The 23,147-nt window shown below is 60.9% G+C and carries 17 protein-coding genes and 8 pseudogenes; 15 read left to right on the top strand and 10 right to left on the bottom strand.

Going from position 1 to position 23,147, the window contains the following annotated elements:
- The first annotated feature begins 69 nt into the window (after positions 1-69).
- Complete coding sequence (locus NKH71_RS31810) at positions 70-303, top strand: helix-turn-helix domain-containing protein (RefSeq protein WP_352896099.1); 234 nt, start codon at positions 70-72, stop codon at positions 301-303.
- Positions 304-1,173: 870 nt separating this feature from the next.
- On the opposite strand, the gene NKH71_RS31805 is transcribed toward NKH71_RS31810, so the two are convergent.
- Both NKH71_RS31805 and NKH71_RS31800 read right to left on the bottom strand, forming a co-directional pair.
- Positions 1,174-1,890, bottom strand: a complete 717-nt coding sequence (locus tag NKH71_RS31805; RefSeq protein WP_352896097.1) for an OmpW/AlkL family protein — start codon at positions 1,888-1,890, stop codon at positions 1,174-1,176.
- A gap of 678 nt (positions 1,891-2,568) precedes the next feature.
- The gene (locus tag NKH71_RS31800; protein WP_352896094.1) at positions 2,569-4,698 is read right to left on the bottom strand and encodes a prolyl oligopeptidase family serine peptidase; all 2,130 of its coding nucleotides are present in this window, start codon (positions 4,696-4,698) and stop codon (positions 2,569-2,571) included.
- A 353-nt stretch (positions 4,699-5,051) separates the two neighbouring features.
- On the opposite strand from NKH71_RS31800, the gene NKH71_RS31795 reads away from it, so the two are divergent.
- The 6 genes and pseudogenes from NKH71_RS31795 (at position 5,052) to NKH71_RS31770 (ending at position 9,621) form a co-directional block, all read left to right on the top strand.
- The gene (locus NKH71_RS31795) at positions 5,052-5,228 is read left to right on the top strand and encodes a hypothetical protein (RefSeq protein ID WP_352896091.1); all 177 of its coding nucleotides are present in this window, start codon (positions 5,052-5,054) and stop codon (positions 5,226-5,228) included.
- Positions 5,221-6,307: pseudogene (locus NKH71_RS31790) on the top strand (type II toxin-antitoxin system HipA family toxin); the annotation flags it as partial. The gene NKH71_RS31795 and the pseudogene NKH71_RS31790, both read left to right, overlap by 8 nt.
- 77 nt (positions 6,308-6,384) lie before the next feature.
- Positions 6,385-7,533 carry an ATP-binding response regulator gene (locus tag NKH71_RS31785; protein WP_352896130.1) on the top strand — a complete coding sequence of 383 codons (1,149 nt, stop codon included), beginning with the start codon at positions 6,385-6,387 and terminating at the stop codon, positions 7,531-7,533.
- A gap of 177 nt (positions 7,534-7,710) precedes the next feature.
- Entirely contained in the window at positions 7,711-7,866 is a 156-nt protein-coding gene (locus tag NKH71_RS31780; RefSeq protein ID WP_352896089.1) for a hypothetical protein, read from the top strand.
- A complete protein-coding gene (locus NKH71_RS31775) occupies positions 7,859-8,740 on the top strand; it encodes an ABC transporter ATP-binding protein (protein ID WP_352896087.1) in 882 nt (293 codons plus the stop codon). Before NKH71_RS31780 ends, NKH71_RS31775 begins: the two co-directional genes overlap by 8 nt.
- On the top strand, positions 8,737-9,621 hold the full coding sequence (locus NKH71_RS31770) for a hypothetical protein (protein ID WP_352896084.1): 885 nt from the start codon (positions 8,737-8,739) through the stop codon (positions 9,619-9,621). Before NKH71_RS31775 ends, NKH71_RS31770 begins: the two co-directional genes overlap by 4 nt.
- A gap of 543 nt (positions 9,622-10,164) precedes the next feature.
- On the opposite strand, the gene NKH71_RS31765 is transcribed toward NKH71_RS31770, so the two are convergent.
- On the bottom strand, positions 10,165-11,250 hold the full coding sequence (locus tag NKH71_RS31765; RefSeq protein ID WP_352896082.1) for a tyrosine-type recombinase/integrase: 1,086 nt from the start codon (positions 11,248-11,250) through the stop codon (positions 10,165-10,167).
- Between the two features lie 429 nt (positions 11,251-11,679).
- On the opposite strand from NKH71_RS31765, the pseudogene NKH71_RS31760 reads away from it, so the two are divergent.
- Both NKH71_RS31760 and NKH71_RS31755 read left to right on the top strand, forming a co-directional pair.
- Positions 11,680-12,465: pseudogene (locus NKH71_RS31760) on the top strand (DUF1403 family protein).
- 36 nt (positions 12,466-12,501) lie between these two features.
- Positions 12,502-13,207: pseudogene (locus NKH71_RS31755) on the top strand (IS6 family transposase).
- 53 nt (positions 13,208-13,260) lie between these two features.
- Here NKH71_RS31755 and NKH71_RS31750 read toward each other — a convergent pair.
- The 3 genes and pseudogenes from NKH71_RS31750 to NKH71_RS31740 all read right to left on the bottom strand — a co-directional run.
- Positions 13,261-13,519, bottom strand: a pseudogene (locus tag NKH71_RS31750) (IS6 family transposase); the annotation flags it as partial.
- Positions 13,520-13,715: 196 nt separating this feature from the next.
- A pseudogene (locus NKH71_RS33585) lies at positions 13,716-14,388 on the bottom strand (hypothetical protein).
- Positions 14,389-14,411: 23 nt separating this feature from the next.
- Positions 14,412-14,861 carry a hypothetical protein gene (locus tag NKH71_RS31740; protein WP_352896076.1) on the bottom strand — a complete coding sequence of 150 codons (450 nt, stop codon included), beginning with the start codon at positions 14,859-14,861 and terminating at the stop codon, positions 14,412-14,414.
- A 541-nt stretch (positions 14,862-15,402) separates the two neighbouring features.
- Here NKH71_RS31740 and NKH71_RS31735 point away from each other — a divergent pair.
- Entirely contained in the window at positions 15,403-15,762 is a 360-nt protein-coding gene (locus NKH71_RS31735) for an HNH endonuclease (RefSeq protein ID WP_352896127.1), read from the top strand.
- A gap of 144 nt (positions 15,763-15,906) precedes the next feature.
- Here the strand turns inward: NKH71_RS31735 and NKH71_RS31730 are convergent, their stop codons facing one another.
- Both NKH71_RS31730 and NKH71_RS31725 read right to left on the bottom strand, forming a co-directional pair.
- Positions 15,907-16,152: a hypothetical protein gene (locus tag NKH71_RS31730; protein ID WP_502900443.1), complete on the bottom strand. Its 246-nt coding sequence runs from the start codon at positions 16,150-16,152 to the stop codon at positions 15,907-15,909.
- Positions 16,153-16,992: 840 nt separating this feature from the next.
- A complete protein-coding gene (locus tag NKH71_RS31725; protein ID WP_352896071.1) occupies positions 16,993-17,229 on the bottom strand; it encodes a hypothetical protein in 237 nt (78 codons plus the stop codon).
- 212 nt (positions 17,230-17,441) lie between these two features.
- On the opposite strand from NKH71_RS31725, the gene NKH71_RS31720 reads away from it, so the two are divergent.
- Positions 17,442-19,028, top strand: a complete 1,587-nt coding sequence (locus NKH71_RS31720; RefSeq protein ID WP_352896069.1) for an NAD(P)/FAD-dependent oxidoreductase — start codon at positions 17,442-17,444, stop codon at positions 19,026-19,028.
- Positions 19,029-19,079: 51 nt separating this feature from the next.
- A complete protein-coding gene (locus NKH71_RS31715) occupies positions 19,080-19,484 on the top strand; it encodes a c-type cytochrome (protein ID WP_352896066.1) in 405 nt (134 codons plus the stop codon).
- A 105-nt stretch (positions 19,485-19,589) separates the two neighbouring features.
- Here NKH71_RS31715 and NKH71_RS31710 read toward each other — a convergent pair.
- Positions 19,590-20,268: pseudogene (locus NKH71_RS31710) on the bottom strand (IS6 family transposase).
- Between the two features lie 54 nt (positions 20,269-20,322).
- Between NKH71_RS31710 and NKH71_RS31705 the strand changes: the two are divergent.
- A pseudogene (locus NKH71_RS31705) lies at positions 20,323-20,706 on the top strand (IS6 family transposase); the annotation flags it as partial.
- A gap of 57 nt (positions 20,707-20,763) precedes the next feature.
- A pseudogene (gene istA / locus NKH71_RS31700) lies at positions 20,764-21,522 on the top strand (IS21 family transposase); the annotation flags it as partial.
- Here istA and NKH71_RS31695 read toward each other — a convergent pair.
- Positions 21,408-22,106: an IS110 family transposase gene (locus tag NKH71_RS31695; RefSeq protein WP_352896125.1), complete on the bottom strand. Its 699-nt coding sequence runs from the start codon at positions 22,104-22,106 to the stop codon at positions 21,408-21,410. The pseudogene istA and the gene NKH71_RS31695 overlap by 115 nt on opposite strands.
- A gap of 376 nt (positions 22,107-22,482) precedes the next feature.
- On the opposite strand from NKH71_RS31695, the gene NKH71_RS31690 reads away from it, so the two are divergent.
- Positions 22,483-23,147 (top strand): F-box protein (locus tag NKH71_RS31690; protein ID WP_352896063.1); only part of this gene is annotated, 665 nt, incomplete at its 3' end.

Below are 23,147 nucleotides of genomic sequence, written 5' to 3'. Positions count from 1 at the left end.
TCCCAAAATGGGATAATCCGGAACGGGGATTAGTGGCTCAGCCGGTCTTTACCTGGCCGGTTCGCCTACATGCCCAAATCACTTCGATCTCCCCGCCACCAGCGGTTTCTGGCCCAGCTGATATCGCTGCGCAAGGCCAAAGGCATGACCCAGGCGCAGGTGGCTGAGAAGCTTGGCCGGCCGCAATCCTTCGTGGCCAAGTATGAGGGTGGAGAGCGGCGTCTCGACATCATTGAATTTCTCGACGTAACCGCAGTGCTTGACGCTGATCCGTGCGTGATTCTGTTGAGCCTGCGGTCATAACTGATGCCGGCGCGTCTCGCGGAGCCACCGCTCCCGGTGGACCAGCCCGCTTTTCTGCGGCAAGCTCAGGCGTCTCGGCCATTCGGCTCCCGCCCTGGGGCGGGTCGTCAGACCCTCGCAACCTGATCTGGTGGGCCTTTCCCAGCGGTTCAGGGTGGGCGGCGCGCCCTTCTAGGGCCGCCGCGGCTTCCAGCAACCCTTCGCTCTCGCTTCGGGTCCTTCTCTTCGTTTCGGTCCTCCGGATGCGGTTCGCCTGGACGGCGGCCCTTCCGGCCGCAACCCGCCGCCCACCCCCCACTTCCCGGGAAAGCAGCGATTGGCGAGCCGAGGACGACGTTACATGCAAGACAGAAGCGAACCGTTAGCGGAGACCGAGGTGAGGGCAGCGCTCGGGCGCCAGGCTCTATCAGGAGGTCCCAGACCGCATCATTGCCGGAGCCCGGTACCGTACCGTGTGTGCCGCGGGGCAGGGCGAAGCGCGGCCCTGGGCTGCCGAGGGACGCTTTGGGGCGCCAGCCAACCGGTGCACCAGTAAAGAACCGGCAGCTCGCAGCATGGCTGAACACGGCATCTTCTCGCCGTGGAGGAGGTCCGTGCGCGCAGGCGCATAATCTCACACATAACGTCGGGGAGACCGATGCCGGCAAAGAGTCTGGCCGCTGCATCCTGATCTAAGGCGCGTCTCTAGGCACTTCCATTTCAGGCATTAGTCGAGGCCGCGTTGACCAGGGTACGCTTCTTGGTCCACTAGAGGAAGGCGGCCGCCCTCTGTACAACGGCTTCTTCCCGTGCAGGGGCGACCGAAAAAAGGGCGCACAAGGCGCCCTTCATTTCAGATCAGCTTAGCAAGCCGCCTCGCCTTCCGTTGTTTCAGAAACGGTAGGTGAGACCTGCGCCTATCAGCCAGGGATCGAGCTCCGCCTTGCCCGTCAGCTTGGCGCCGGCCACGGTGACGTCGAAGTCTGGCCTCAGGAAAAGCTTCTTCACGTCAAAGTTGATGCCCCAGTGCTCGTCCACCATATAGTCGAATCCGACCTGCAGCGCAGCACCAGACGTGTTCTTGACCTGGAGAGCATCGGCGCTGCCGGCATCCTGGTTAAAGAACATCGTGTAGTTCACGCCGGCACCGACATAGGGCTTGAAGGCTCCGAAATCGGTAAAATGATACTGCAGCGTAAGGGTGGGCGGCAGAATCCAAACCGTGCCGATGTTGCCCAGCCCGCCGACCACTCCTTCGCCGTAGACGTTGGCACGCGTGGTGGCCAGTACGAGTTCGGTGGCAATGTTGTCCGTGAAGAAGTAGGTGATATCAAGTTCCGGAACCACGCTGCGCGAATAGGAAAGATCGGAGCCGGGCACTCCGTTGACATAGCCCGAATCCTGGGTGATGACCCCCAACCCACGGAGGCGGATCTGCCAAGGGCTTGGCCATTCCCAGGCCAAGTCTCCTTCGTCCGAGGCCAAAACTCCTACTTCCAGGACGCTCGCGGCCTGCACAAGGTCCGCCGCGGCGGCCTGCTGACCCATCAGCATGAGGATGACGGCCGCTGTTATTCCCTGGACCACGCCCACTCGCGTTCTGGCCATGATATTCTCTCCTTTTTTTTTCAGAAATGGCGCACTGCACTACTAAGAATCTCCTTCGTTCAATTTGTATTGAAGCATTCTCATACTCACCTTGCATGAGACAGTGCCGTCATTATTTGCGCATTCGCGCAATCACGGACCTGTGCTCACTTTTTTGAAACATTGCCTTGTTTGGCGCACCAATCAGCCATCGGCTTGCCAACCGATCGCGCTGTTGCCCAAGGCAATGAATGCGGCCCGCTCGGGATTGCCCTTGCCGTAGCTGTGCCCGCCTGCGCTGGTCCCAGAAGTAAGCGGGATAGGCACTGTATTTAAGGTAGCCCGAATCCGCAGTGAGGACCCCCAACGCGCGCGGGCGGATCTGCCAAGGGCTTGGTTCTGCGAGGAGCCAGATTGCTGCCCTAGGTGGGCACGGGGGAGGCGGAGGGACGCACGGGGCTCGTGCAAGGTCCGCCGCGACGGCCTGCTGCCCCACCAGCATCAGGACGAGGGCCGCTGTTACTCCCCGCGCCACGTTCATTCGCTTTGTTGCCACATTGTCTCCTTGCTCTTCAGAAATGATAGGCTGCACTGTGAATAGTCCTGCTGTATTGTTTGAGATCGACTGAGCGTTGGCGCGCATTTTGCGCAGACTGTGCACGCGTTATTTGTACCGTTGTCCCAGCCATCGACCTGTACTCACACATTCGTAGTTTGCTCTTGTCGCGCTCCCTGTCCTCTATGAACGCTACCGGCCTGCCAGCCGATCGCGCTGCGAAGAAAGTTGGTGCCAAGACTAATGAATGCGGCCCGCTCGCGATTGTCCTTGCCGTAACCATGCCCCCCCGCGCTGGGCTCGTAGAAGTAGGCGGAATATCCAAGGGCCTGCAGCTTTGCGGCCATCTTGCGCGCGTGGCCCGGGTGGACGCGGTCGTCGCGCTTCGTGGTGGCGAGCAGGACAGGCGGATAGGGCTGTCCCGGCGTCGCGGCGTGATAGGCGGAGATTTCCTTCAGGAAAGCCCAATCGTCAGCCTTGTCGGGATCGCCATATTCGTCGATCCAGCTCGCGCCCGCCAGGAGCTTGGTGTAACGGCGCATGTCAACAAGCGGAATTGTGCAGAACAGTGCGCCGAAATGCTCAGGATAGCGGGTCAGCATGTTGGCAATCAGCAGGCCGCCATTTGAGCCGCCCTCGGCGGCAATCCGCCTCGGGAGCGTAATGCCCCTTCGCACCAGGTCGGCGGCAACGGCGGCGAAATCATCATGGGCGAGACGTTTGCCCTCCCTGCGCCCGGCCTCGTGCCAACGGGTGCCGAACTCGCCACCCCCGCGGATGTTCGCCACCACACACGTGCCGCCGCGTTCGAGCCACAGCTTGCCGAGCGAGGAATTGTAGGAGGGCAGGAGCGATATGCCGAACCCGCCATAGGCGGTGAGGTGAACCGGGGCATCCCCGTTCCCGTCAGCCGGACCGACCTGCGTATAGGGGATCATCTCACCATCGATCGAGACCGCCTCGTGGCGCGTGACCACCAGTCCGGATGCGTCGAAGTTCTCCGGGCTGCGCTTCAGGATTACTGAAACGCTGAGAGGCGGTGGGGCATTGAGATCGAACAGGGAAAGCTGCGGCGGCGTGATCGGATCCTGAGCCCAGACCAGGATCTCTCCATTGGTCTCGTGATCTGCCGCATCGAGTGACCAGAGATCAACAGTCCGTTCGGCGGGAAACTTGTTCAGGGCTCGGCGCGTCCATTCCTGCGGGCCCGGGGTGAATATCTCGAATCTAGGAACGAGGTTCGCCAGGTAGGCGACAATGAGCTTCCCGTTATTCCAGAAGAAGGACTGCAGGACCCGCCTCTCGGCTGGTTCGAACAGAGTGCTAAAACGGCGCTCGCCAGCCAGGAAAGAGGAAAGCGAGATGCCGAGCAGCGCGTCGGCGCAATAGGTCGTCCCGGCAACCGTCCATGCTTTGCGCGGCTTTACCGCCAGCCAATCGCCGAAGGTGTTCCATCTGGCGTCCTTGGGAAGGCCGATCTCAATCTTCGGCCCGCTTCTATCGCCAATGCGGACTATTTTGTCGAGCCAAGCCAGCTGCTCGACGAACCACAGGCGCTCGCTCTTGGCGGTACGGTCCAGATGGCCAGACACAACGAGGGTTTCGGAACCCGTCTCGAAGATTACCCGCGCGGTGAGGGGATCCGCGCCACGGTTCCACAGTCGCACGGTGCGCGCGTACCCGGAGCGGGTGGCCATGCCATGACCAAGCGCACTGGAAAGCAGAAGCGTTTTGGGGTCGAGCCAGTCAATGTTGCCCTTGGCCTCCGGGAGATTGAACCCGTCGGCGACAAAGCTCAGAGAGCTCAAGTCGAATTCGCGATGCACGACCGCGTCGCTGCCGCCGCGCGACAGGCGCAGAATGGCTCTTTCCCGTCTCTCCGGCTCGATCGATGCGCTGCCCCAGACCCAATCTTCTCCGTCGCTAGCGGCGAGGGCGTCCAGATCGATCAGCAGCTCCCACTGGGGATCAGTCTTCATGTAGGCGGCAAGGGTGGTCCGGCGCCACAGCCCGCGCGGATTTCCGGCATCTTGCCAGAAATTGTAGAGATACTGACCGCGGCGCGTGACTAGGGGAATCCTGTCGGGACGGTCGAAAATCGCTGAAAGTGCCGCCCGGTCGCGCTCGAACTGCGTTCCCGCGAAGTTCTTCAGGGTCTTTGCCGACTGGCTGGCGGTCCACGCAAGTGCCCGTTCGCCTTCTACATCTTCAAGCCAGAGATGGGGGTCATCGTCGGGTGCATTCAGCGTTGGACGGAAATCGAATTCGCTCATGGCCGGACAACCGGACGAATGAAAGCGCAATGGCTTCCGTCTGCTCGGGTGCTCTGAGTGTTGGCGGGGGCGCCCGCATGTTCGAAAAGCGTGATCATGGATGAGTTCTTCCCAGTCGGTGCGGCGTCGCAGTGCTTTTGCGCAGAGGACCGCAACCCTCGTGCCAACTGGGAAAATCCTTACCGAACAATGCGATCGCTCTGGCAGCGCTGTGCCAGATGTCAGACATCGTCGCGAATGCGACAACGAGCCTACCCCGTAATCACCGGATCAACCTCCGACGCGATCGGTGACACTGTGCAGAACTTAAGCAGTGAAGCTCACAATGACGGGTGAACCTGAGCGATCAGGAGATGCAGCTCGTGCGCGAGCTAATCACCCGCCTTGAGCGCGATCAGCCGACCCGACAGGCGGCACCCGTTGTCCGCGCCATCGCGCAAAACCTGCAGCAGCGCCATTCCATCGCCCATAGAGTAAGCACCGAACCGAAGCCGGCCTACTCACTCGACGGTGGAGATGGCGATGCCTGACGTCGCGGTTCTCGGCGTGCGGCTCTACGGCGAGCCCATCGGCACGCTGATACAGGGCAATCGGACGATCTTTGCCTTCAAGGAAGACTATGTCGAAAACCCCGACCGGCCGACCCTCAGCTTGTCCTTCAAGGACAATCTGGGTGGCCTCATTACCAACATTCGCCCGACACAACGGGTTGTACCGCCATTCTTCTCGAACCTGTTGCCAGAGGGTGGCCTGCGCCGCTATCTCCGCCGAGCGGGCAGGGGTCAATCAGCAGCGTGAGTTCTTCCTGCTCTGGGTGTTGGGCCTCGACCTGCCCGGAGCACTCTCGATCCACCGGCGGCCGGTGAAGCCCTTCCGCCTGGCACCGATGGGGATCTGCCGGAGAACGCCAAACCCAATGCGCTGCGCTTTTCGCTTGCCGGTGTGCAGCTCTAGTTCTCCGCGTTCGAGAACGCACGGGAGGGCGGGGGCTTGACCATTCCCGCAGAGGGAGTGGGCGGATCGTGGATCGTGAAGCTCCCGTCCCAGCAGTTCACCGGCGTTCCGGAAAACGAGTTTTCGACGATGACGATCGCCGGGATGATCGGCAGGGAGGTGCCCGTGATCAACCTGATCAATCTCGATGCAATCGCCGGCATCCCAGACGGAATTGGCGAGCTGAAGGGGACCGGCGCTCGCTGTCAGCCGCTTCGACCGTTCCGTCGCTGGCCCGGTTCACACCGAGGACTTCGCCCAGGTCTTCGGAGTCTTTCCGGACGACAAATACAAGCGCGCGAGCTATGCCAACATCGCGCGCGTGATCGGCACTGAAGCTGGAGACGCCGGCGCCGCCGAGTTTATCCGGCGCCTCGTATTCAGTGCGCTAATCGGCAATGGCGACATGCACCTGAAGAACTGGTCGCTGATCTATCCGGACCGGCGCTCGGCGGCGGTATCGCCTGCCTACGACCTGGTGTCGACCATTTCCCTACATCAAGGGCGAGGATACGGCAGCTTGAATTTCTCCCGAACCAAGAAGATGGCCGAGTTCGATACTGATGAACTTCGGCACCTCGCTGCCAAGGCGCTCCTGCCGGAAAAGCTCGTCATAGGGCAACATGAAAGCCCCCGGATATTTGCGCCACGAGCGTTCAGCTTATCGTCAGGTTCTGTCAATAAGGCAAGAACCTGCCCTCGAACTGGAGCTCGGCACACCTGACGCGACTACTGCTCATTGACGACGACGAGGACTTTTACAGCGTTGTACGCGAATTTGCGATGGCCTATAGCCACGCGCTCGAATGGGTCAAGGACCTGCCCGAAGCGCGGTATCACGCTGTGGCCTCCCACGAACTTGTTCTGCTCGCAAATGACCTGCCAGACGGTAACGGCATCGACTACCTGCGGGAGATGAGGAAGCGGTCTGATTTGACACCGGTCATGATCGTGGCAGCTCGCCATCAGCTTTCGGACTGCGTCGAGGGGCTCAACGCTGGTGCCGCCGGCTATTTGGTCAAGCCGCATCTCGACCCCAGGGAACTTTCCGCGCGCATTCATGCCGTGGCGCGTAATCGTGGGCAGTTCCCGAACTCATATAATGACAGCAGGCTGTCCATAAACTCGGCTGAGCGGCGCCTCGTAGTCGACGGCCGGGAGAAACGCCTGGCTGACCGCGAATGGGCGGTTCTCGACCGCCTTATAATCCGAGCCGGCCTAGAGACAGTTTCGAAGCGGAAGATCGAAGATGTACTCTCGTCGTTAGGTTCGGAAGTTGAGAGCAATGCCGTGGAGGTTTATATTAGCCGGCTCCGCAAAAAGATCGGACAGAACCGTATAGAGACAGTGCGTGGCGTCGGGTACAAGTTCGTGGTCGAATCGCCGATCGCACCCGACCCCGATGTCGATCTTGTCCAATTTGTTCGGCTCAACGTTGATCACTTCTTGAAAAAGCCGTGGTTTGCCGGACGGCTAATCCTTGACGTCGACGGCTGCCCCACTTTGATGCGCAAATCATACAAGACCCAATGGGCTTGGCTCGTCCTTAAACCCCTACTCGAGAACGCACTCACGCATGGACTGCGGGATACCCCGATAACAGTTTCCGTCCGAGCTGATGAAACCATCGCCATTGTAAACGCAGGGCCGGTGGTGCTCCTCCCAGACCTTGAAGCGATAAGAGGGCGAGGTAGGCGTGGTGCGACTCTGACAGCGGGCTCAGGCCAGGGGCTATTGACCGCTAAATATGCTATCAAGAAGATCGGTGGCAGCCTTGAATTTGCGTCGCCTGCCCCAGGTCGCGAGGATGGTTTTGCGGCGATTATTCGAATCCCTCGATGACACTGGTTTGCTGCAGCGATGCAAAGGATCATCGAGATGATTTTGAAGCAGACCGCCCAGGAAGGTGAAGTCCTCCCCTCGGTGCCAGATCTCTGCCGACCTCTCGGTTAGTCCGCTGACCGTGACCAAGGCCTTCGAAGGCCTCGTCGATACCGGGTGGTCGAAAGCCGCTGCGGCATGGGCATGTATGTTGCCGACGGGGCGCGCGAAAAGCTGCTCGCCCACGAGCGGCGCAAATTTTTAGCCGAGGACTGGCCGCGCATAATCGCCCAGATCAAGGGCCTCGAACTCGATCCCGCAAAGCTGTTGAAGGAAAGCCAAGCAAATGAGTGATACTGCTCTCGCCCCCATTGTCTCCGCCCGCGGGCTGCGCAAACATTTCGGCAAGACCGAGATCCTGCATGGGCTCGATTTCGATATCCCCGCCGGCCGCATCTATGGCTTGGTCGGCCATAACGGCGCCGGCAAGACCACGACGCTGAATGCGCTCCTCGGCCTCACCTCCTACGAAGGCACCGTTCGCGTCCTCGGCGAGGATCCGTACCAGAAACGCGCCGCGCTGATGGAGAACGTCGCCTTCATCTCCGATGTCACCAGCCTGCCGCGCTTCCTCCGGGTCCGCGAGCTCTTCGCGCTCATCTCCAACATTCATCCCAGGTTCGATCAGGCCGAGGCCCGCGGCTTCCTCGAAGGCACCGACGTCAAGATGGAAGCCAAGATCAAGCACCTGAGTAAAGGCATGATCGCCCAGCTCCACCTTGCCGTGGTGATGGCCATCGACGCCAAGCTGCTGGTGCTCGACGAACCCACGCTCGGCCTCGACATCACCTATCGCAAGCGCTTCTACCGCCGCCTGCTCGAGGACTACATGACCGAGGAGCGCACGCTGCTCATCACCACCCACCAGGTCGACGAGATCGAGTTCATGCTCTCCGACATCATGTTCATTCGCGACGGGGACCTCATCCTTCACATGCAGATGGAAACCGTCGGCACCAAATACGCCCAGGTGCTGGTCGATCCAGCCAATGTCGGGGCCGCCCGCGCCCTCGGCCCGATCTACGCCGAGACCCGCTTCGGCCAGACCGCCATGGTGTTGGACAACGTCGATCGCGCGCAGCTCGAAGCCTTCGGCGCCGTCTCCACTCCGACCCTCAGCGATCTTTTCGTGGCGCTGATGCAGCGCGCCCCCGGAGATCGTCGATGAATTCCATGGTCGCCCTCATCAAGCGCGAATTTCTCGAGCATCGCGGCGCCTTCCTCTATGCGCCGCTTGCCCTGCTCGTCACCTTCACGCTCGCCATCGCCGCGGCGATCGGCGCCAACAAGCTGCGCCTGCCCTACGAGGTGGGCGTGCCTTCCGCGCTCAAGTACTACGAAATCGGCTTCGCCTTCATCGCCGCCCTGTGGCTCTTCTACCTGATGGTGGCGCTGTTTTTCTACTACGCCGACGCCTTCAGCGCCGACCGGCGGAACAATTCCATGTCCTTCTGGAAATCGATGCCGGTGACCGATTTCAAGGTGCTCTCATCCAAGATGCTCGCCGGGATGACCATCTTCCCCGCCCTCATCTTCCTCGCCGTGCTGGTGACCGGCGTCGTGCTCTACTTCCACACCATGCTGGCGGTCGTCGCCATGCCTCGCCTGATCGTGCCGAGCGCCTTCGAGGTCATTGCCTCCTCGCTCCGCATCGGGTTCTTCGCCCTCGTCTACCTGGCGCTGGCGCTGCTCTGGTACGCCCCGTTCTACGCCTGGGTCGGCGCGCTCTCCACCGTCTTCCGCCGCTGGAGCATCCCGCTAGCCCTCCTCATCCCCGGGCTGATCGGTCTGCTGGAGAATCTCTTCTTTTCCGATACCGGCCCCAGGGCGGGCTACTTCCTTACCTTCATCCGCCAGCGGGCGGACTTCGGCCCCGACCGCGACGCGATGCAGGCCGCCTTCCTCTCGGCAGGGCCGGTCGATGTCGGCCTCCTGCTCCAGAGCCTGTTCGCCAGCATTGACTGGGTACAACTGGCCGGCGGCCTGATCTTCGCCGTGCTCGCGGTCTACGCCGCCAGCGAATACCGCCGCCGGGTCATCGCGACCTGACGGCAACTCGGAGCATGTTCAGGAAAAGTCGCTTGCGCTTTTCCGGTTCGAACATGCGACATAGAGAAGACAGAAATACAGTTCCAACTCTCGCCTCAAACCCCGGTAGGCGAGAGTGGATGGCATCTCTATCGCCGCGCCAAGTCCTCAAAGATGCCTTAACCGTAGATAGCCAAATTGGTGCTATCGAATGGCGGGCGACGCGAGCCATATTGCTTCACGTATATGAGCAGAAGCCTGCAAAGCTCGTTACATGGTCTCGTATAATGACTAATATAGGGTCATTTCTTGTCGTGTCAGGTCGACTACGAACAGGGGAATGTTGCCAAAGGAGTCATGTCTCACGCCTCTGCGGTGGTTGCTTTTGACGCTCGTTGGCACGTCGACGCGGTTTGCGCAAAGCCGGCTGTCCCAAAAATTTCCCCGCCTGCGGCTTCCTCGCTGTCGGTTTTACTTCCCGATTTCAATTGAAGCGTTAAGCTGAAAATGCTGCTCCCTCCAACCGTGGCGTAGCCGCTTCAATCGGGGGAGGGGAGGGGCCTTTCAAAGACCGGAAGCCTTGGTGAGGTTGGTTCGGAACAGATCGCGTCGGCGCTGATGTTTGCGGGTCATCTCGGCCGAGGCATGGCCGAGCTGCTTCTGCACGTAGCGCTCCTCGATGTCGGCCGAAGAGGCAAGGCCAGCGCGCAGGGAGTGCCCTGAGAACAGCAGCGCGCGCTCCCCTTCGGGAAGATCGGAGCGGACCCCGGCGGCGAGCGCGGTCTGCTTGACCAGGCGGGCGACATGCTTGTCGGAGAGACGTTCGACGTCGACGGTTTTGTTGTCCTTGAAGATGCGGAGGAAGAGCGGGCCTCTGGCGATGCGGCCAAAACGGATCCAGCTCTCGAGCGCAGCGACCGGGCAGGTCTGGGCGGATGCGCCGAGGCCGACCTCGACCTGGCGCCAGCAGGTTTTGCCGCGCAGCGTCACCAGCACGCCCTTGTCGGCAAAAATCTCGATCCAGCCGGCGCCGTCACTCTTGTCGTCGCGCACGACGTCGAGGCCGACGATTTCGGAGCGGCGCAGGCCGCCGGCGAAACCGAGAAGCAGGATCGCCCTGTCGCGCAGGCCGCGCAAATCATGGCCGAGCGTGTTGATCATCGCCTTGATGTCGTCGCCGAGCACGGCTTCCTTCTGCCGCGGCGGCGTTGCGTGTTTGCGGCGAATGCCGGCAAGGACCTTTGAGATATGCCGATCGGCACGGTCCATGTCATGGCCACGTTGATTGAAATTCCAGGCAAGGCCGGAGAGGCGCCGCTCGATCGTTGCGACGGAGAACGATGGCAAGCCGCGCTTCGGATCGCCGGCAGCGCAGGCACTGATGTAGAGGCCGATGACCTGGCTCGAAGGCGGCAGCGGATCGAACCCTTCCCGGCGGCACCAGGAGGCAAAATGCCGCCAGTCCTTGGCGTAGGCATTTTGTGTGTTTTCCGAGCTGGCGGCCTTGGCGTAGCCTGTCGCGGTCTCGACCAGGGCTTCCAGACGCGCTGGCGACGGTGAGGAGCCCATTTCCATGACCAGGTCGACGATATCGGGGAGATCGCCATCGGCCGGTCCGTGAATTTCAGGTGTCGGCTGACCGTTTTTCATGAGACTGTCAAACAAGCGCTTTCAATGGGTTAGCGGATTCACATCCATTGGGATGATTCACTTTTGATGAGACTGAGCAATGCACGCGGCCGGCGATGGTCGGTCTCGATGACAGCCGAGCAAACGCACAATTGCCGCGGCGAGGCGCCAGAATCCAGTCCTCTGGGCCGATCCGTCCACGGACCAGGGCGTGCAAGACGCCGCAAAAGCGTGCGTTTGCGGGCTTTTCGAGCGATCTGGGGTGAACAGCAGCATGATTCTGGCAGGCTAGCGCCGTACGTCCGATAAGGCAAGCTTATCGTTCGTACCGGTCACGCGACAGGCGGTGCGTTTTTGCGCGCAGGTGATGGCATAAAGCGCATGCCTGATTTATGCTTTTCTCGATGATTCGAACCGACCCATCACCTCTTAGCGCTCCTGCCGCCGCGTGTGCCGGACTGGGCGTTGGCAGCCGGGCTGGTTTCGAGCGATGCCGATGCCGCGTTTTGCGCCGGCGCCGCCTTGAATTCGCTCGATAATCTGGTCCGCTTCGCGCCGGCCTGGGCCGGCGCCTGGCGCCAGCGGCTGGCGCTGAAATGCGCCGCCGCCGCCGTTCGGCTCGCCGGCCGCACCGAAGACGAGGCGGCGCTCCGCGACGCTTGGTATATGCGGCCCAGCGACGGCGATCCCGGCCCCGCTGGGACTATTTTGGCCGCGTGGCGGCATCTGGCGGCGCGGCCGTCGGTCATCGACACCGCGAGACTGGCCGAGGTTGTCGAGCTGCTTGGTCTGCGCTGGGACGACACCTTTGCCGATCTCCCGGGCGCAATTGACGATCTGGTCCGCTCCGGTCGGCACGCGCCGTTCGCCGCCGCGGCGGTCGCCAGCCACATAGTTGTATCACATCCGGATGCCGAGCTTCTGGCATGGTGGCTCGCCGATCTGGTGCTGGCGCAAAAGCTGCGCTGGCCGCGGCCGGTGCCGCTGCTGATGGCGCAGGTTTTTGCCCCCGCCTTCTGAACCAGTGACGGTTGCGCCAAGCGGATTCGGCCGGGGGAGCAAAAAGAATTTGCCTGCCGGCTGGCCGGCGAATTGTCCCGGCGCGCCGAACGGCTTGCGGCGGTGATGCCGAAACTGCACGCCAAGGGGGCAGGCGAGGCGGTGAAAAAACTGCTCGACGACGATGCCGGGTTCGCTAACCACCAAACACCTGTCGCGGTGGTGTTGTCACGCTAACTTTGCTCAGCGATTGTTGGGCCTAGAAGCTACGGCATGAACACGCCAACCATCAGTTACAATCGCCATCGTTTTCCGCCGCAGATTATTGCTCATGCCGTTTGGCTGTATTTCCGGTTTCCGTTGAGCCTGCGCCTCGTCGAAGAGATGCTTCTGGAGCGCGGCATTGTCGTTTCCTATGAGACGATCCGCCGGTGGGGGCTGAAATTCGGCCCGGACTATGCCCGCCGGCTCCGAAGGAAGCGTCCAGGGCCCGAACGATACTTGGCATCTGGATGAAGTCGTCATCAGCATCGCTGGCAAGAAACACTGGCTGTGGCGGGCGGTCGATCAGGATGGGTATGTTCTTGACGAGATCCTCCAGAACCGCCGCAACACCAAGGCGGCGAAGCGCTTGCTGACACGACTATTGAAGAAGCAGGGCGTCGCACCCAGACGCATGATCACCGACAAGCTGCGCTCCTACGGAGCCGCAAGGCGGCAAGTGATGCCGGACGTGGAGCACCGGTCGCACAAGGGGCTGAACAATCGCGCCGAGAATTCGCATCTGCCGCTGCGAAAACGGGAAAGAACGATGCAGGGCTTCCGATCGCCAGGAAGCCTCCAACGCTTCATCTCGATCTTTTCGGCTTTTCGCAATCTGTTCGTCCCGCCCCGGTCAAAACGCTCTGCTCTCGCCATCCACATTCACCGCCTGCAAGCCATGGCGGAATGGAAAGCCGCGCTTGGGAAACTCGCGTGAATTGAGCACCGCCGGGATCGTCGCAATCATTTTCAGACAACGTGACAACACCTGACAACGACCTCGTCGAGGTGCCATTTGTCACCCAGGCGACCGGCTGACCGTCGCTTGATCTTCTTGGCGAAGTGGCGGCCGAACTTCTCCGCCCAGGTTCTTATCGTCTGATGGGTGACGATGATGCCACGGGCCGCCAACATGTCCTCGACCATGCGCAGGCTGAGCGGAAAGCGGAAGTACAGCCACACCGCATGGGCGATGGATCTCAGCCGGAAGTCGGTGGCGGCGGTAGAGCGGATCACGAACCTTCAACATGATCATCCGATCGCAGATATCCGTCACCCATCAGTTAACATTACAGTGCCGCCTGGACACCGCCGTCCCCTGGATTCGCCTCGCCAGAATCACGCATCCGCCCACAATGAAATCGCAAAACCGCCGCGGATGCCAATGCCGGCATGGTCGCGGTTGTCGGCCGTTCCGCTCCCCTGCTGACTGTGGATTTCGAGGGCTATGTCAGCGCGCCCAAGTGGCTTATCGCGACCAGGCGATCGTAAACAATGTCGGCGCGGCCCGCCGGTCCGCGAATGTTTCCTTCCAGGAAATGCTTGAAGTTCGGGTCGGCAAGCATTTCGGCAATTTGCTCTGCGAGATAGGTTCGGATCTCAGGTTCGGCCTCGGCGATTTTCCTCGACGAGCTCCTCACGCCCATCGACGAGCAGGAGAATGTCCTCGGCATCCCTGCTACCGATGAGATCGGCTTCACCGCGCCCGCGGTACGCCTCCAGTTTGGTTGCGACAAATAAAGGAGGCGTGAGGCGTCGGATCACGAGGATTTCCTCCAATGCCGCTGGGACCGCCGTCTCAATCCCCTTGGCGTACCAGCGATTGCTGAAGCCGAGGATAGCCGCGTTGTCCGGCATGAAGTCGACCTTGAGGTCGCCAAGTTTCATGCGGCAGATGACATTGTCGTCCGGCGACTCGGAAAAGCCGCGCTCGCGCAGCCGATTCATTAGTTCCGCCCATTCTGTGAAACCGGCAAGATCAGCGATCAGGTCGACGTCGTCGGTCGCCCTGACCCCTTGTGATGGGATCGTTTATATAGAGCACTGTCGTGCAGCCGCCGACAAAGACCAGGCGCGCCGAAGCTCGTCGCCGAGCGCCACGGCGACCGTCTTCAGCATTTCCTTCAGCTGGCCCTAGACCGTCATCCCAACCTCTCTGCCAGCAAGTTGGCGGCTACATTGGCCTCGCGCTGATTGCCAAGACGAACGGCGTGGATGAGCGCGAGATAGGCGTAGAGACGCTCGTCCTTCTCGGCAGCTTCCGGCACGCTTTTGAAGAGCGGTTCGATCGACTGGCCCATTTCCTGACCGCGAGCATAAGGCCAGACGCTGATGAGGCTGCCGGCGCTTTGCAGGGAATTGCGAAGAACAGGTGCCGCAAAGGCCGTGGGCAGACCGCGCTGCATTGTGCCCGGCTTTGCAGGAAAGACGAATTTCAGGCCATGAACGATGAATTCGCGCAGCTGTCGCCGGTTCGGCTTGGGTCGACCGGTCTTCCTGTCCTTGATCGCGATACCCGATGCGAGACTGCGCTTGATTGAGGCGCTGACTTCGGTCTTGCTGATCCCGAGCGCCGCCTCAAGGCCGCGCACGGAATAAGATTCCTCTCCCCCCACGAGCCGCTTGTCGCGCAGGCTGATGACCGATATTTTGCTCGTCGTCCTCCAAGCTCACAAACTTGAGCAGAACGACAACATCCCGGCTTTTCATCATAGCAATCGCTTCTGTCCTTTGTCCTCGGACAGGAGGACACCAAACCATGTGACAGGCCGCACTGTCGACGCCGCGTGCAGAGAGGGCCTCTCTCTCATCTTTCATGAAGTCTGCGAAATCTCCACGACTGGTCCTGAAAAGAATGAGCTCAACGATCTTCAAGCAGCGTCGCTGGTTGGGATGTCTCCCCGGCTGCTTCGTGGCTCACGAGCTATGCGCCGAAGCACGACTCCAGCCGCAAGCTGAAGGCCCGCAAGGATGCCGGCCAGATTTACTTCGATCGGACTGGGCTCGAAGGTTTCAATGACTGGCCAAAACTACCTTGGCCCTCGAAGGACGGCGGCCGCCGGTACCTGACGGAATCAAGCGGGAGCTCCAGAGAGGTAGGCAGCGAATGCGCCATCTGCAACGGTCACGCCAATTCCTGCGAGGGCCGCCCACATCGTCCCGATGATGTCGACGAAGAATAATCACCCCGAGAACCTGATTTGGCTCTGCGGCAAGCACCACACCAAGTTCGACAAGCACAGCTACGGCCCAAACCCGAGAAGGCCGAGTTCGTCGCCAGCTTCATGCCAGGGCGACCGCAAGATGGAGCAGCGCTATGCCGAGCAAACTGACCTGCGAGTCGAGTGCCTCGTCTGCGAGGGCGAGCGCGACTGGCATGACCGTCCGTGCCCCGGTTGCGGTGGAGAAGGTAAGCTCGATCAACGACAGGTCGATCGGATCGGTATGCGGGATTACGAGATGATCGAAACCGGCGTGCGGTGGTCGGAATGACGACTGCTGCCAAAACCTGTCGCGACGAAGCCGAGATCCCCAGCTTCATCGCGGACCAGCTCTCGCCGCACACGCCTTTGATCCTGTCGAGTGCCCGGTCGCGTCGTGAGGAACATCCTGACAGGCTGCATAAACGACATGAATCTACCAATCTTCAAAACAGGGCCGTGGCCGGATGATGACCGGAGGATAGATCACCGGCCGGTCCCAAGGATCGAAAGCGCACGCGCTTCTCAGGTCCGCGCGGCGCGCGAGCTCGATGCGCTGCAGACATTCGGCGAAGGCATCGTTCCCGACGAAGCCGTAGGACCGGCATTCCGCCTCGTCGGCGGCACGGCGGTCTTCCACCGTCATGCAGCCTGTGCAGATTGTGGCCAGCGCGACCATCATCGCCGTCTTATACCACATACTTTCCTCCTCGACACAAAAGTTGATTGTAGAGATTCTGGGAAACATTAGATTGCCCGCGGCACCTAGTGCTCTGACTAATCGCGATCTCTGTGAGCTTTTCCGTGATGCCGAAGCCCTCGCATCAATTGTCGTATTTTGACATTATGCTGAAAATCCAGTCGCGTTCGGATGAGACCTGTAATCTGCAAGTTCCTTTTTCCCTGTTGCGCCAAGACATCGTTGCGCGGACGATGACGGGGCGTCTGTAGCGCTTCGCGGGGCTGCATTCGGCGATCGGCACGTCGCATTTCCCGCCGGCCAGTGCAGCGCCGACGGCGGTCACGTTTAGAAAAAGTGCTGAGCTCGGGACGGTCTGCATAAGGGCCTCTATTGGGGTTGTTCCAATAACCGTGGCAGCCGAAGCTGACGGTAACCTGAAGCTTCCGGCGATTTTGCGCGACGGCGGTTCAGCGTGGTGTCAGGTTCTGTCGATAAAGGAAGGGTCTTGCCCCAGAACTGGAAGCTCGGCACACCTGATGACTAATACTGCTCAATGAAGACGACAAGGCTGTGCGGGAACATGTGCGGCGGGTGGCCACGCGGTCGACTGGGCCATGACCCTGTCGACAGCGCAGGATTACGCAGCTGGAGCTGTGGCAGCCTACGAGCTTGTCCTGCTCGAACTCAACTTGCCAGACGGCAACGCTATCGACCACCTGCGGGAGGATGCGCAAGAGGTAGGATGCGACTCCGGTCATCTGCAAGCGGGGCAGTGGCTGACGTCAGTAGATCGTAGGTCAAATTCTAGATCAGTTCGGCAATCTCCGGCCTCTTCCTCGGTCATCTGATCGAGCGTGGCATGCAGATGGGACCCTGCTGCGGATTGCTTGCCTTCACAGTGGTAAGCCGCGACATGAAGACCTTGTACTGCGTTGCCATCTCAGGACCTTTAACGTCCTTGGCTTGGACGGGGTGGAATGACATGTACGCGCCTTCCAGCCGTTTGCGGATGTCGCCGGGCGACACCAGGCTGGACATGGCGGTCACGAATTTCTCACGGGCATACTCTTGTCCCATTTTCATTCCTTTCGACCTGGAGCGCCGCCGTAGCATGGCAACCACTCTTGCAAATCCGGCGCTCGGCGTCGCGCGATCGATGGATGATCGCTAACAGCGACCCCGGCGGTCGGGCAAGCTGGTCGACAATCGTCTGAGGCCGGTCAACTCGGTGACCCGCTGCCCCCGCCCGGTTATTCTCGTCCTTGCGATCCCCTGAAAGAGTAGTTCCGATGCTTCCTCCCCAACTCAGCCGCCGCGATCTCCTGACCATGATCGGCGCGCTTGCCGGCAGTGAGGCCATGTATCAGGCCATGACGACCCTGGGCTTCGCGCAGGAGTCGCCCTACAAGGGTCCGATCAAGCTGGACGGCGATCCGAAAGGGGCTTCCGTTCTCGTACTCGGCGGCGGACTTGCCGGCATGGTCGCTGCGTACGAGCTCAGCAAGGTCGGCTACAAGGTGCAGGTTCTGGAGTACAGGGAAAAAGCCGGCGGTCGCTGCTGGTCGCTGCGCGGCGGCGACAATTACACCGAGCTCGGCGGCTTCGAGCAGGAATGCAAGTTCGACGAGGGTCTTTATATCAATCCCGGCCCGTGGCGTATCCCTTACCATCACCATGCCGTGCTGGATTACTGCAAGCGGCTCGGCGTCAAACTCGAGGCGTTCGTGCAGGTGAACTACAACGCCTACTTGCATTCGGTCAAGGCGTTCGAAGGCAAGCCGCAGCGCTACCGCCATGTCAGCGCGGATTTCAACGGCCATGTCGCCGAGCTGCTTTCCAAGGTGACGAAGCAGGGTGGACTCGACCAGGCGGTCTCGACGGAGGACCGGGAGAAGCTGCTGGAAGCGTTGCAGAGCTGGGGCGCGCTTGACGAAAACTACGCTTACGTCGCTGGCACTCACAGCAGCGAGCGGCGAGGCTTTGATATTGAACCGGGCGGCGGCCAGATGCCGCTGGCCAAGCCATCGCAGCCGATAGGGCTCTCCGACATCGTGCAATCCGGCCTGTGGAGCAGCCTTAGCATCGGCAGTCTTTACGACTACCAGACCACGATGCTGCAGCCGGTCGGCGGCATGGACATGATAGCCAGGGCGTTCGAGAGGGAAGTCGCCAGCCTTACCAAATACAACGGGAAAGTCACAGAGATCGACCAGGACGACAAAAGCGTCACCGTCCGCTACGAGGATGCGCGAAAGGGCGGCGAGGTGCAGACCGCCACCGCTGACTGGTGCATCTGCACCGTGCCCTTCTCCGTGCTCAGCCAGATCAAGACCAAGGTGTCGACCGAAATGAAGGCGGCGATTGACAACCTGCCTTACGGTGCGGCGATCAAAGTGGGATTGCAGTTCAAGCGCCGCTTCTGGGAAGAAGACGAACACATCTACGGCGGCATCACCTACACCGACCTGCCCAACACGCTGATCTCCTATCCCAGCACCGACTATCACAGCCCGGGCAAGGGCGTGCTGCTCGGCGCCTATTCATTCGACGCCTGGGCTTACGAGTTCACGTCGCTGTCGCCGGAAGAGCGCATCCAGAAGGCGCTGGAGTTCGGGGCTCAGATCCATCCGCAATACAAGGACGAGTTCGACAACGGCGTTGCCGTCGGCTGGCACCGCGTGCCATGGACGCTCGGCTGCTCTGGCGAGTGGACCGAGGAGAAGCGCAAGGACCACTACCATGCGGCAAGCTCGATCGACGGGCGCATCGCCATGGCCGGCGAGCACATCTCCTACATGCCGGCCTGGATGGAAGGAGCGATCCTGTCTTCGCTAGATGCGATCGGGCGTCTTCACCAACGCGTGGTCAGCGGCTGACGGCCCGCCGCAAGCCGGCTCGCCCTGATCGCAATCTGGAGGCTTTTGGACATGAACCGGATCACTTCTTTCGCCGCCGCCGCTGCCGTTGCGGCTCTCGCTGCGTTTCCTGTTTTTGGGCAATCGTCCGACTCGACCGGTTTTGGCGATGCCTCGAAGATCCAGGCTAGAGATGGCGCCGGCATTTACGCGGCGATCTGCCGGGGTTGCCACATGCCGCAAGCCGTCGGCGCGGTCGGTGCAGGCAATTATCCGGCGCTCGCCAAGAACGAGAAGCTCGAAGGGGGCGCTTACCCGGTCTTTATGGTGGTCAACGGTCAGAGGGCGATGCCGCCACTCGGCTCCTATCTCGACGACGAGCAGGTGGCGGCCGTGGTCAATTACATCCGTACCAACTTGGGCAACAACTACACCGATGCGGTGACTGTCAAAGACGTGCAGGCGGCGCGCCCGTAAAACCCGGCGTGAACAGGTCATTGCAGGGGCTTGTCACGTTGTGTGACACTGGTCGGAGGAATGCGGCTGCGGCAGAATTTAGGCGAGCGAACCAGCCACGGCCTTTCATTCGGCCATGGCTTTAAGGCGGTGGAGGTGGATCTGAAATGCGGATCGCTTAGATTTGGGCGGAACAAAGAGATTTCTGAGGGTTGAGAAGATCGAGATGAAGCGCTGAAGGCCTCCCGGCGATCGAAAGCCCTGCATCGTCCGCTCTCGTTTTCGCAGCGGCACATGGGAATTCTCGGCCCGGTTGTTCAAGCCTTTATGGGAACGGTGTTCGACGTTCGGCATGATCTGGCGCTTTGCCGCTCCATAAGAACGTAGCTGGTCGGTGATCATCCGTTTTGGCGCCAGCCCCTGTTTCTTCGAACAGCCGTGTCAGCGATCGCTTGGCAGCCTTTGTGTTGCGGCGGTCCTGAACGATCTCGTCGAGCACATATCCGTCCTGATCGACAGCCCGCCACAGCCAGTGCTTGCGGCCGGCGATGATGACGAGGACTTCATCTAGGTGCCAGATATCATCGCGGCGCGCCTGCTTGCGTCGCAGTCGGCGGGCGTAGTCTGGCCCAAACTTCTTTGCCCAGCGGCGGATCGTCTCGTAGGAGACAACCATCCCACGCTCCAGCAGCAATTCTTCGACCAGGCGCAGGCTCAATGGAAACCGGAAATAGAGCCAGACCGCGTGCGCGATAATCTGGGGCGGGAAACGATGGCGCTTGTAGCTGACGGCAGGCGTGTTCATGCCATCGCGTCTATGCCGCAAGTCTCCTGACACTTGGTTTATGTGACAACCCCCGTTCAGAACCGCCGCAACACAAAGGCTGCCAAGCGATCGCTGACACGGCTGTTGAAGAAACAGGGGCTGGCGCCAAAACGGATGATCACCGACCAGCTACGTTCTTATGGAGCGGCAAAGCGCCAGATCATGCCGAACGTCGAACACCGTTCCCATAAAGGCTTGAACAACCGGGCCGAGAATTCCCATGTGCCGCTGCGAAAACGAGAGCGGATGATGCAGGGCTTTCGATCGCCGGGAGGCCTTCAGCGCTTCATCTCGATCTTCTCAACCCTCAGAAATCTCTTTGTTCCGCCCAAATCTAAGCGATCCGCATTTCAGATCCACCTCCACCGCCTCAAAGCCATGGCCGAATGGAAGGCCGTGGCTGGTTCGCTCGCCTAAATTCTGCCGCAGCCGCATTCCTCCGACCAGTGTCACACAACGTGACAAGCCCTTTTTATGAAGTACCGACAAAACAATTCCATTGAGGTCTCCACCGCCAAAGCGTCGATCAGCCGGGCGACAGCTTACCGCATTGAGAAGGAAGTGCGTCTTCCATCGCAGAGCAGGCCGCCGCGCGACCGGCGTCGCCCCGATCCTCTTGAGCATATCTTCGATGCTGAGGTTGTTCCGCTCCTCAAGGCCGCTCCCGGCATCCGTGCGGTCGCCGTTTACAACGAGATGCTGCGGCGTCATCCGGAACTGTCCGAAGGTATTCGCCGCACGCTTGAGCGGCGTATCCGATCATGGTGGGCTGTTCACGGTCAGGAGCAGGAAGTGATCTTCCGTCAGACGCACGAACCCGGTCGGCTCGGACTGTCGGATTTTGCCGACATGGGCAGCCTCGGCGTGACGATCGCCGGCCAGCCGCTCGACCATTTGCTCTATCACTTCCGGCTGGTCTGGTCGGGCTTCGAGCACGCCCATGTCATCCTTGGCGGCGAAAGCTTCGTCGCTCTGGCAGAGGGCCTGCAGAACGCGCTGTGGTCGGTCGGCGGTTCGCCGCTCTATCATCGCAGCGACAGCTTGTCGGCCGCCTTCCGTAACCTTGATGCCGACGCCAAGGTCGATCTGACGCATCGCTACGAGGAACTGTGCGGCCATTATCGCATGACGGCGACGCGCAACAACAAGGGCGTCGCGCACGAGAACGGCTCGATCGAAAGCTCCCACGATGGATTCCGAGGCGAGCTCGCCATGAGCAGGCGCGGAGGTCGCGCGGCAGACTCGGCGCGGGTGTTATGCGCCAGCGCCGTCCCCTCAGCCGTGCGGATGGCCGCGAGCCTGGCCGCAGCCTGGCGTAGGCTCAGCCGCAAGTGGCGGATGCCGAAGCGGGCGAGGATCGCCTTGATGCGGTTGACGAGCCGCGTCTGCTCGCCGACCAGGCGCTCGCGCTCGCGGCTCGGTCGCCGCGAGTCCTCCTCTTCCATGGTCGGGATCGCCGCCATGGTGCAATGGCGCTTTTCGCCGCGCAGCCAGCCAAGAAAGGCACGCATCAACAGCTCGGTGTCGAGGCGATCGGTCTTGGCGTGGCGGTGCTCGCGCGACACCGCAACACTGGCGGGGTGGATGGTGTAGGCCTCGATGGCTTGAACCCGCAGCCAGCGCGCCAACCAGAAGCCGTCGCCAGCCGCCTCATAGGCGATGGCGATACGCTTGATGGGGTGCCCGGCCTGGCCGGCTTCGTCGCGCCAGCGCTGCAGTAGTTTCAACAGAGCTGGCGCATCGGCATCGAGCTTCTTGAGCGGCTGGCGCTTGAAGCCCGGAACCAGCGCGGCGACCAGCCACTTCGCCTTGCTCATTTCGATGACGGCGACGATCGTGTTATCCTGTTCAAGAGCGGTAAGGGACCGGCTCGCGTCAAAAGATTGCGACATGGGGACGCTCTTCTGCTGGATGCTTGAAGCGCCGAAGGATGCCACACCCTCGCCGCTCGCCCCATATCATCTGAAACACGCACCCTGGAGCTCCAGGAGCGTCTCGTCTCAGTTGCCGAGAGGATCGATGACCCTGCAGATCGCGTCCGGGCCTTTCGAGCCCTCACGGGAGGCGAGTCGCCGCTTGCGGCCGAGCTAAGACCGCGCCTGAATGTCTTTGCGAACGGTTTTGCCGAGCCGGAGGATCGGGCTTGCGCCCTGGCAGCGCTGTTGCCCACTCGGCAATAATCAATGTGAGGCAATGCGCGTCAGCGCCAAACGCGGTCCATTCAAGAGATCGTTCAAGTGGCCCGTCATTTGCTGGGTGATCTCGGATGAAGACCATCCGGCACATCCGGCTTGCGCCGGTCACAAACGAAAGGTGAGAGAAATCATGAGGGATTTTGACGTGCGAGGTAAGGCGCCCATGCCTATCGCCTTGGAAGCTGACATCACAAACGATTCTCCAGCCGAGCCGGTTCTTGAAGTTGAAGGACCGGGCCAATCATCCACTTCTGTGGTAGAGCAGACGCACTTTGAGCCGCAAGCGCCGAGCGGCGCTTCCTCCTCTCGTCGCAGGCAGCACACCAGCAGTCTCCTTTCTCTCCCACAGGACGCGCTCAGTAACATTGCCGACAGGCTCAGGCCGATCGATGTGCTGAGCTTGGCGTTGTCGAGCCGTGAGCTGCAAACTGCCGTCCAGCAAACTCCGCTCGCTGAAATAAGGCGCGGGATCGCTAGGCGGGTTCAGGCCATCTGGAACAGATTGATCAGATATGACGTCGATAATCCCTTTGCCGCGCTGATGTATCCCGGCGTGACCGAGTCACTCGCGCCGAATTTCGATTGCCTCACCAGGGCGCAGCAGGGGCGTCTCGTCGCGTTCATCGAGGGGCAGCTTGGCCCGGAACGGAACTCGGTCCTGAA

The sequence above is a fragment of the Mesorhizobium sp. M0983 genome, from assembly GCF_040318975.1.
In the GTDB taxonomy this organism is placed as follows: domain Bacteria; phylum Pseudomonadota; class Alphaproteobacteria; order Rhizobiales; family Rhizobiaceae; genus Mesorhizobium.
Note: the sequence above shows the minus strand (reverse complement) of the source record. Positions and strands in the feature narration are given on the sequence as shown.

What these genes read in the sequence shown, in the direction of transcription:
- NKH71_RS31810 (WP_352896099.1), top strand. Translation starts at nt 70, where the DNA reads ATGCCCAAATCACTTCGATCTCCCCGCCACCAGCGGTTTCTGGCCCAG.
- NKH71_RS31805 (WP_352896097.1), bottom strand. Translation starts at nt 1,890, where the DNA reads ATGGCCAGAACGCGAGTGGGCGTGGTCCAGGGAATAACAGCGGCCGTC.
- NKH71_RS31800 (WP_352896094.1), bottom strand. Translation starts at nt 4,698, where the DNA reads ATGAGCGAATTCGATTTCCGTCCAACGCTGAATGCACCCGACGATGAC.
- NKH71_RS31795 (WP_352896091.1), top strand. Translation starts at nt 5,052, where the DNA reads ATGCAGCTCGTGCGCGAGCTAATCACCCGCCTTGAGCGCGATCAGCCG.
- NKH71_RS31780 (WP_352896089.1), top strand. Translation starts at nt 7,711, where the DNA reads ATGGGCATGTATGTTGCCGACGGGGCGCGCGAAAAGCTGCTCGCCCAC.
- NKH71_RS31775 (WP_352896087.1), top strand. Translation starts at nt 7,859, where the DNA reads ATGAGTGATACTGCTCTCGCCCCCATTGTCTCCGCCCGCGGGCTGCGC.
- NKH71_RS31770 (WP_352896084.1), top strand. Translation starts at nt 8,737, where the DNA reads ATGAATTCCATGGTCGCCCTCATCAAGCGCGAATTTCTCGAGCATCGC.
- NKH71_RS31765 (WP_352896082.1), bottom strand. Translation starts at nt 11,250, where the DNA reads ATGAAAAACGGTCAGCCGACACCTGAAATTCACGGACCGGCCGATGGC.
- NKH71_RS31730 (WP_502900443.1), bottom strand. Translation starts at nt 16,152, where the DNA reads ATGATGGTCGCGCTGGCCACAATCTGCACAGGCTGCATGACGGTGGAA.
- NKH71_RS31725 (WP_352896071.1), bottom strand. Translation starts at nt 17,229, where the DNA reads ATGGGACAAGAGTATGCCCGTGAGAAATTCGTGACCGCCATGTCCAGC.
- NKH71_RS31720 (WP_352896069.1), top strand. Translation starts at nt 17,442, where the DNA reads ATGCTTCCTCCCCAACTCAGCCGCCGCGATCTCCTGACCATGATCGGC.
- NKH71_RS31715 (WP_352896066.1), top strand. Translation starts at nt 19,080, where the DNA reads ATGAACCGGATCACTTCTTTCGCCGCCGCCGCTGCCGTTGCGGCTCTC.
- NKH71_RS31695 (WP_352896125.1), bottom strand. Translation starts at nt 22,106, where the DNA reads ATGAGCAAGGCGAAGTGGCTGGTCGCCGCGCTGGTTCCGGGCTTCAAG.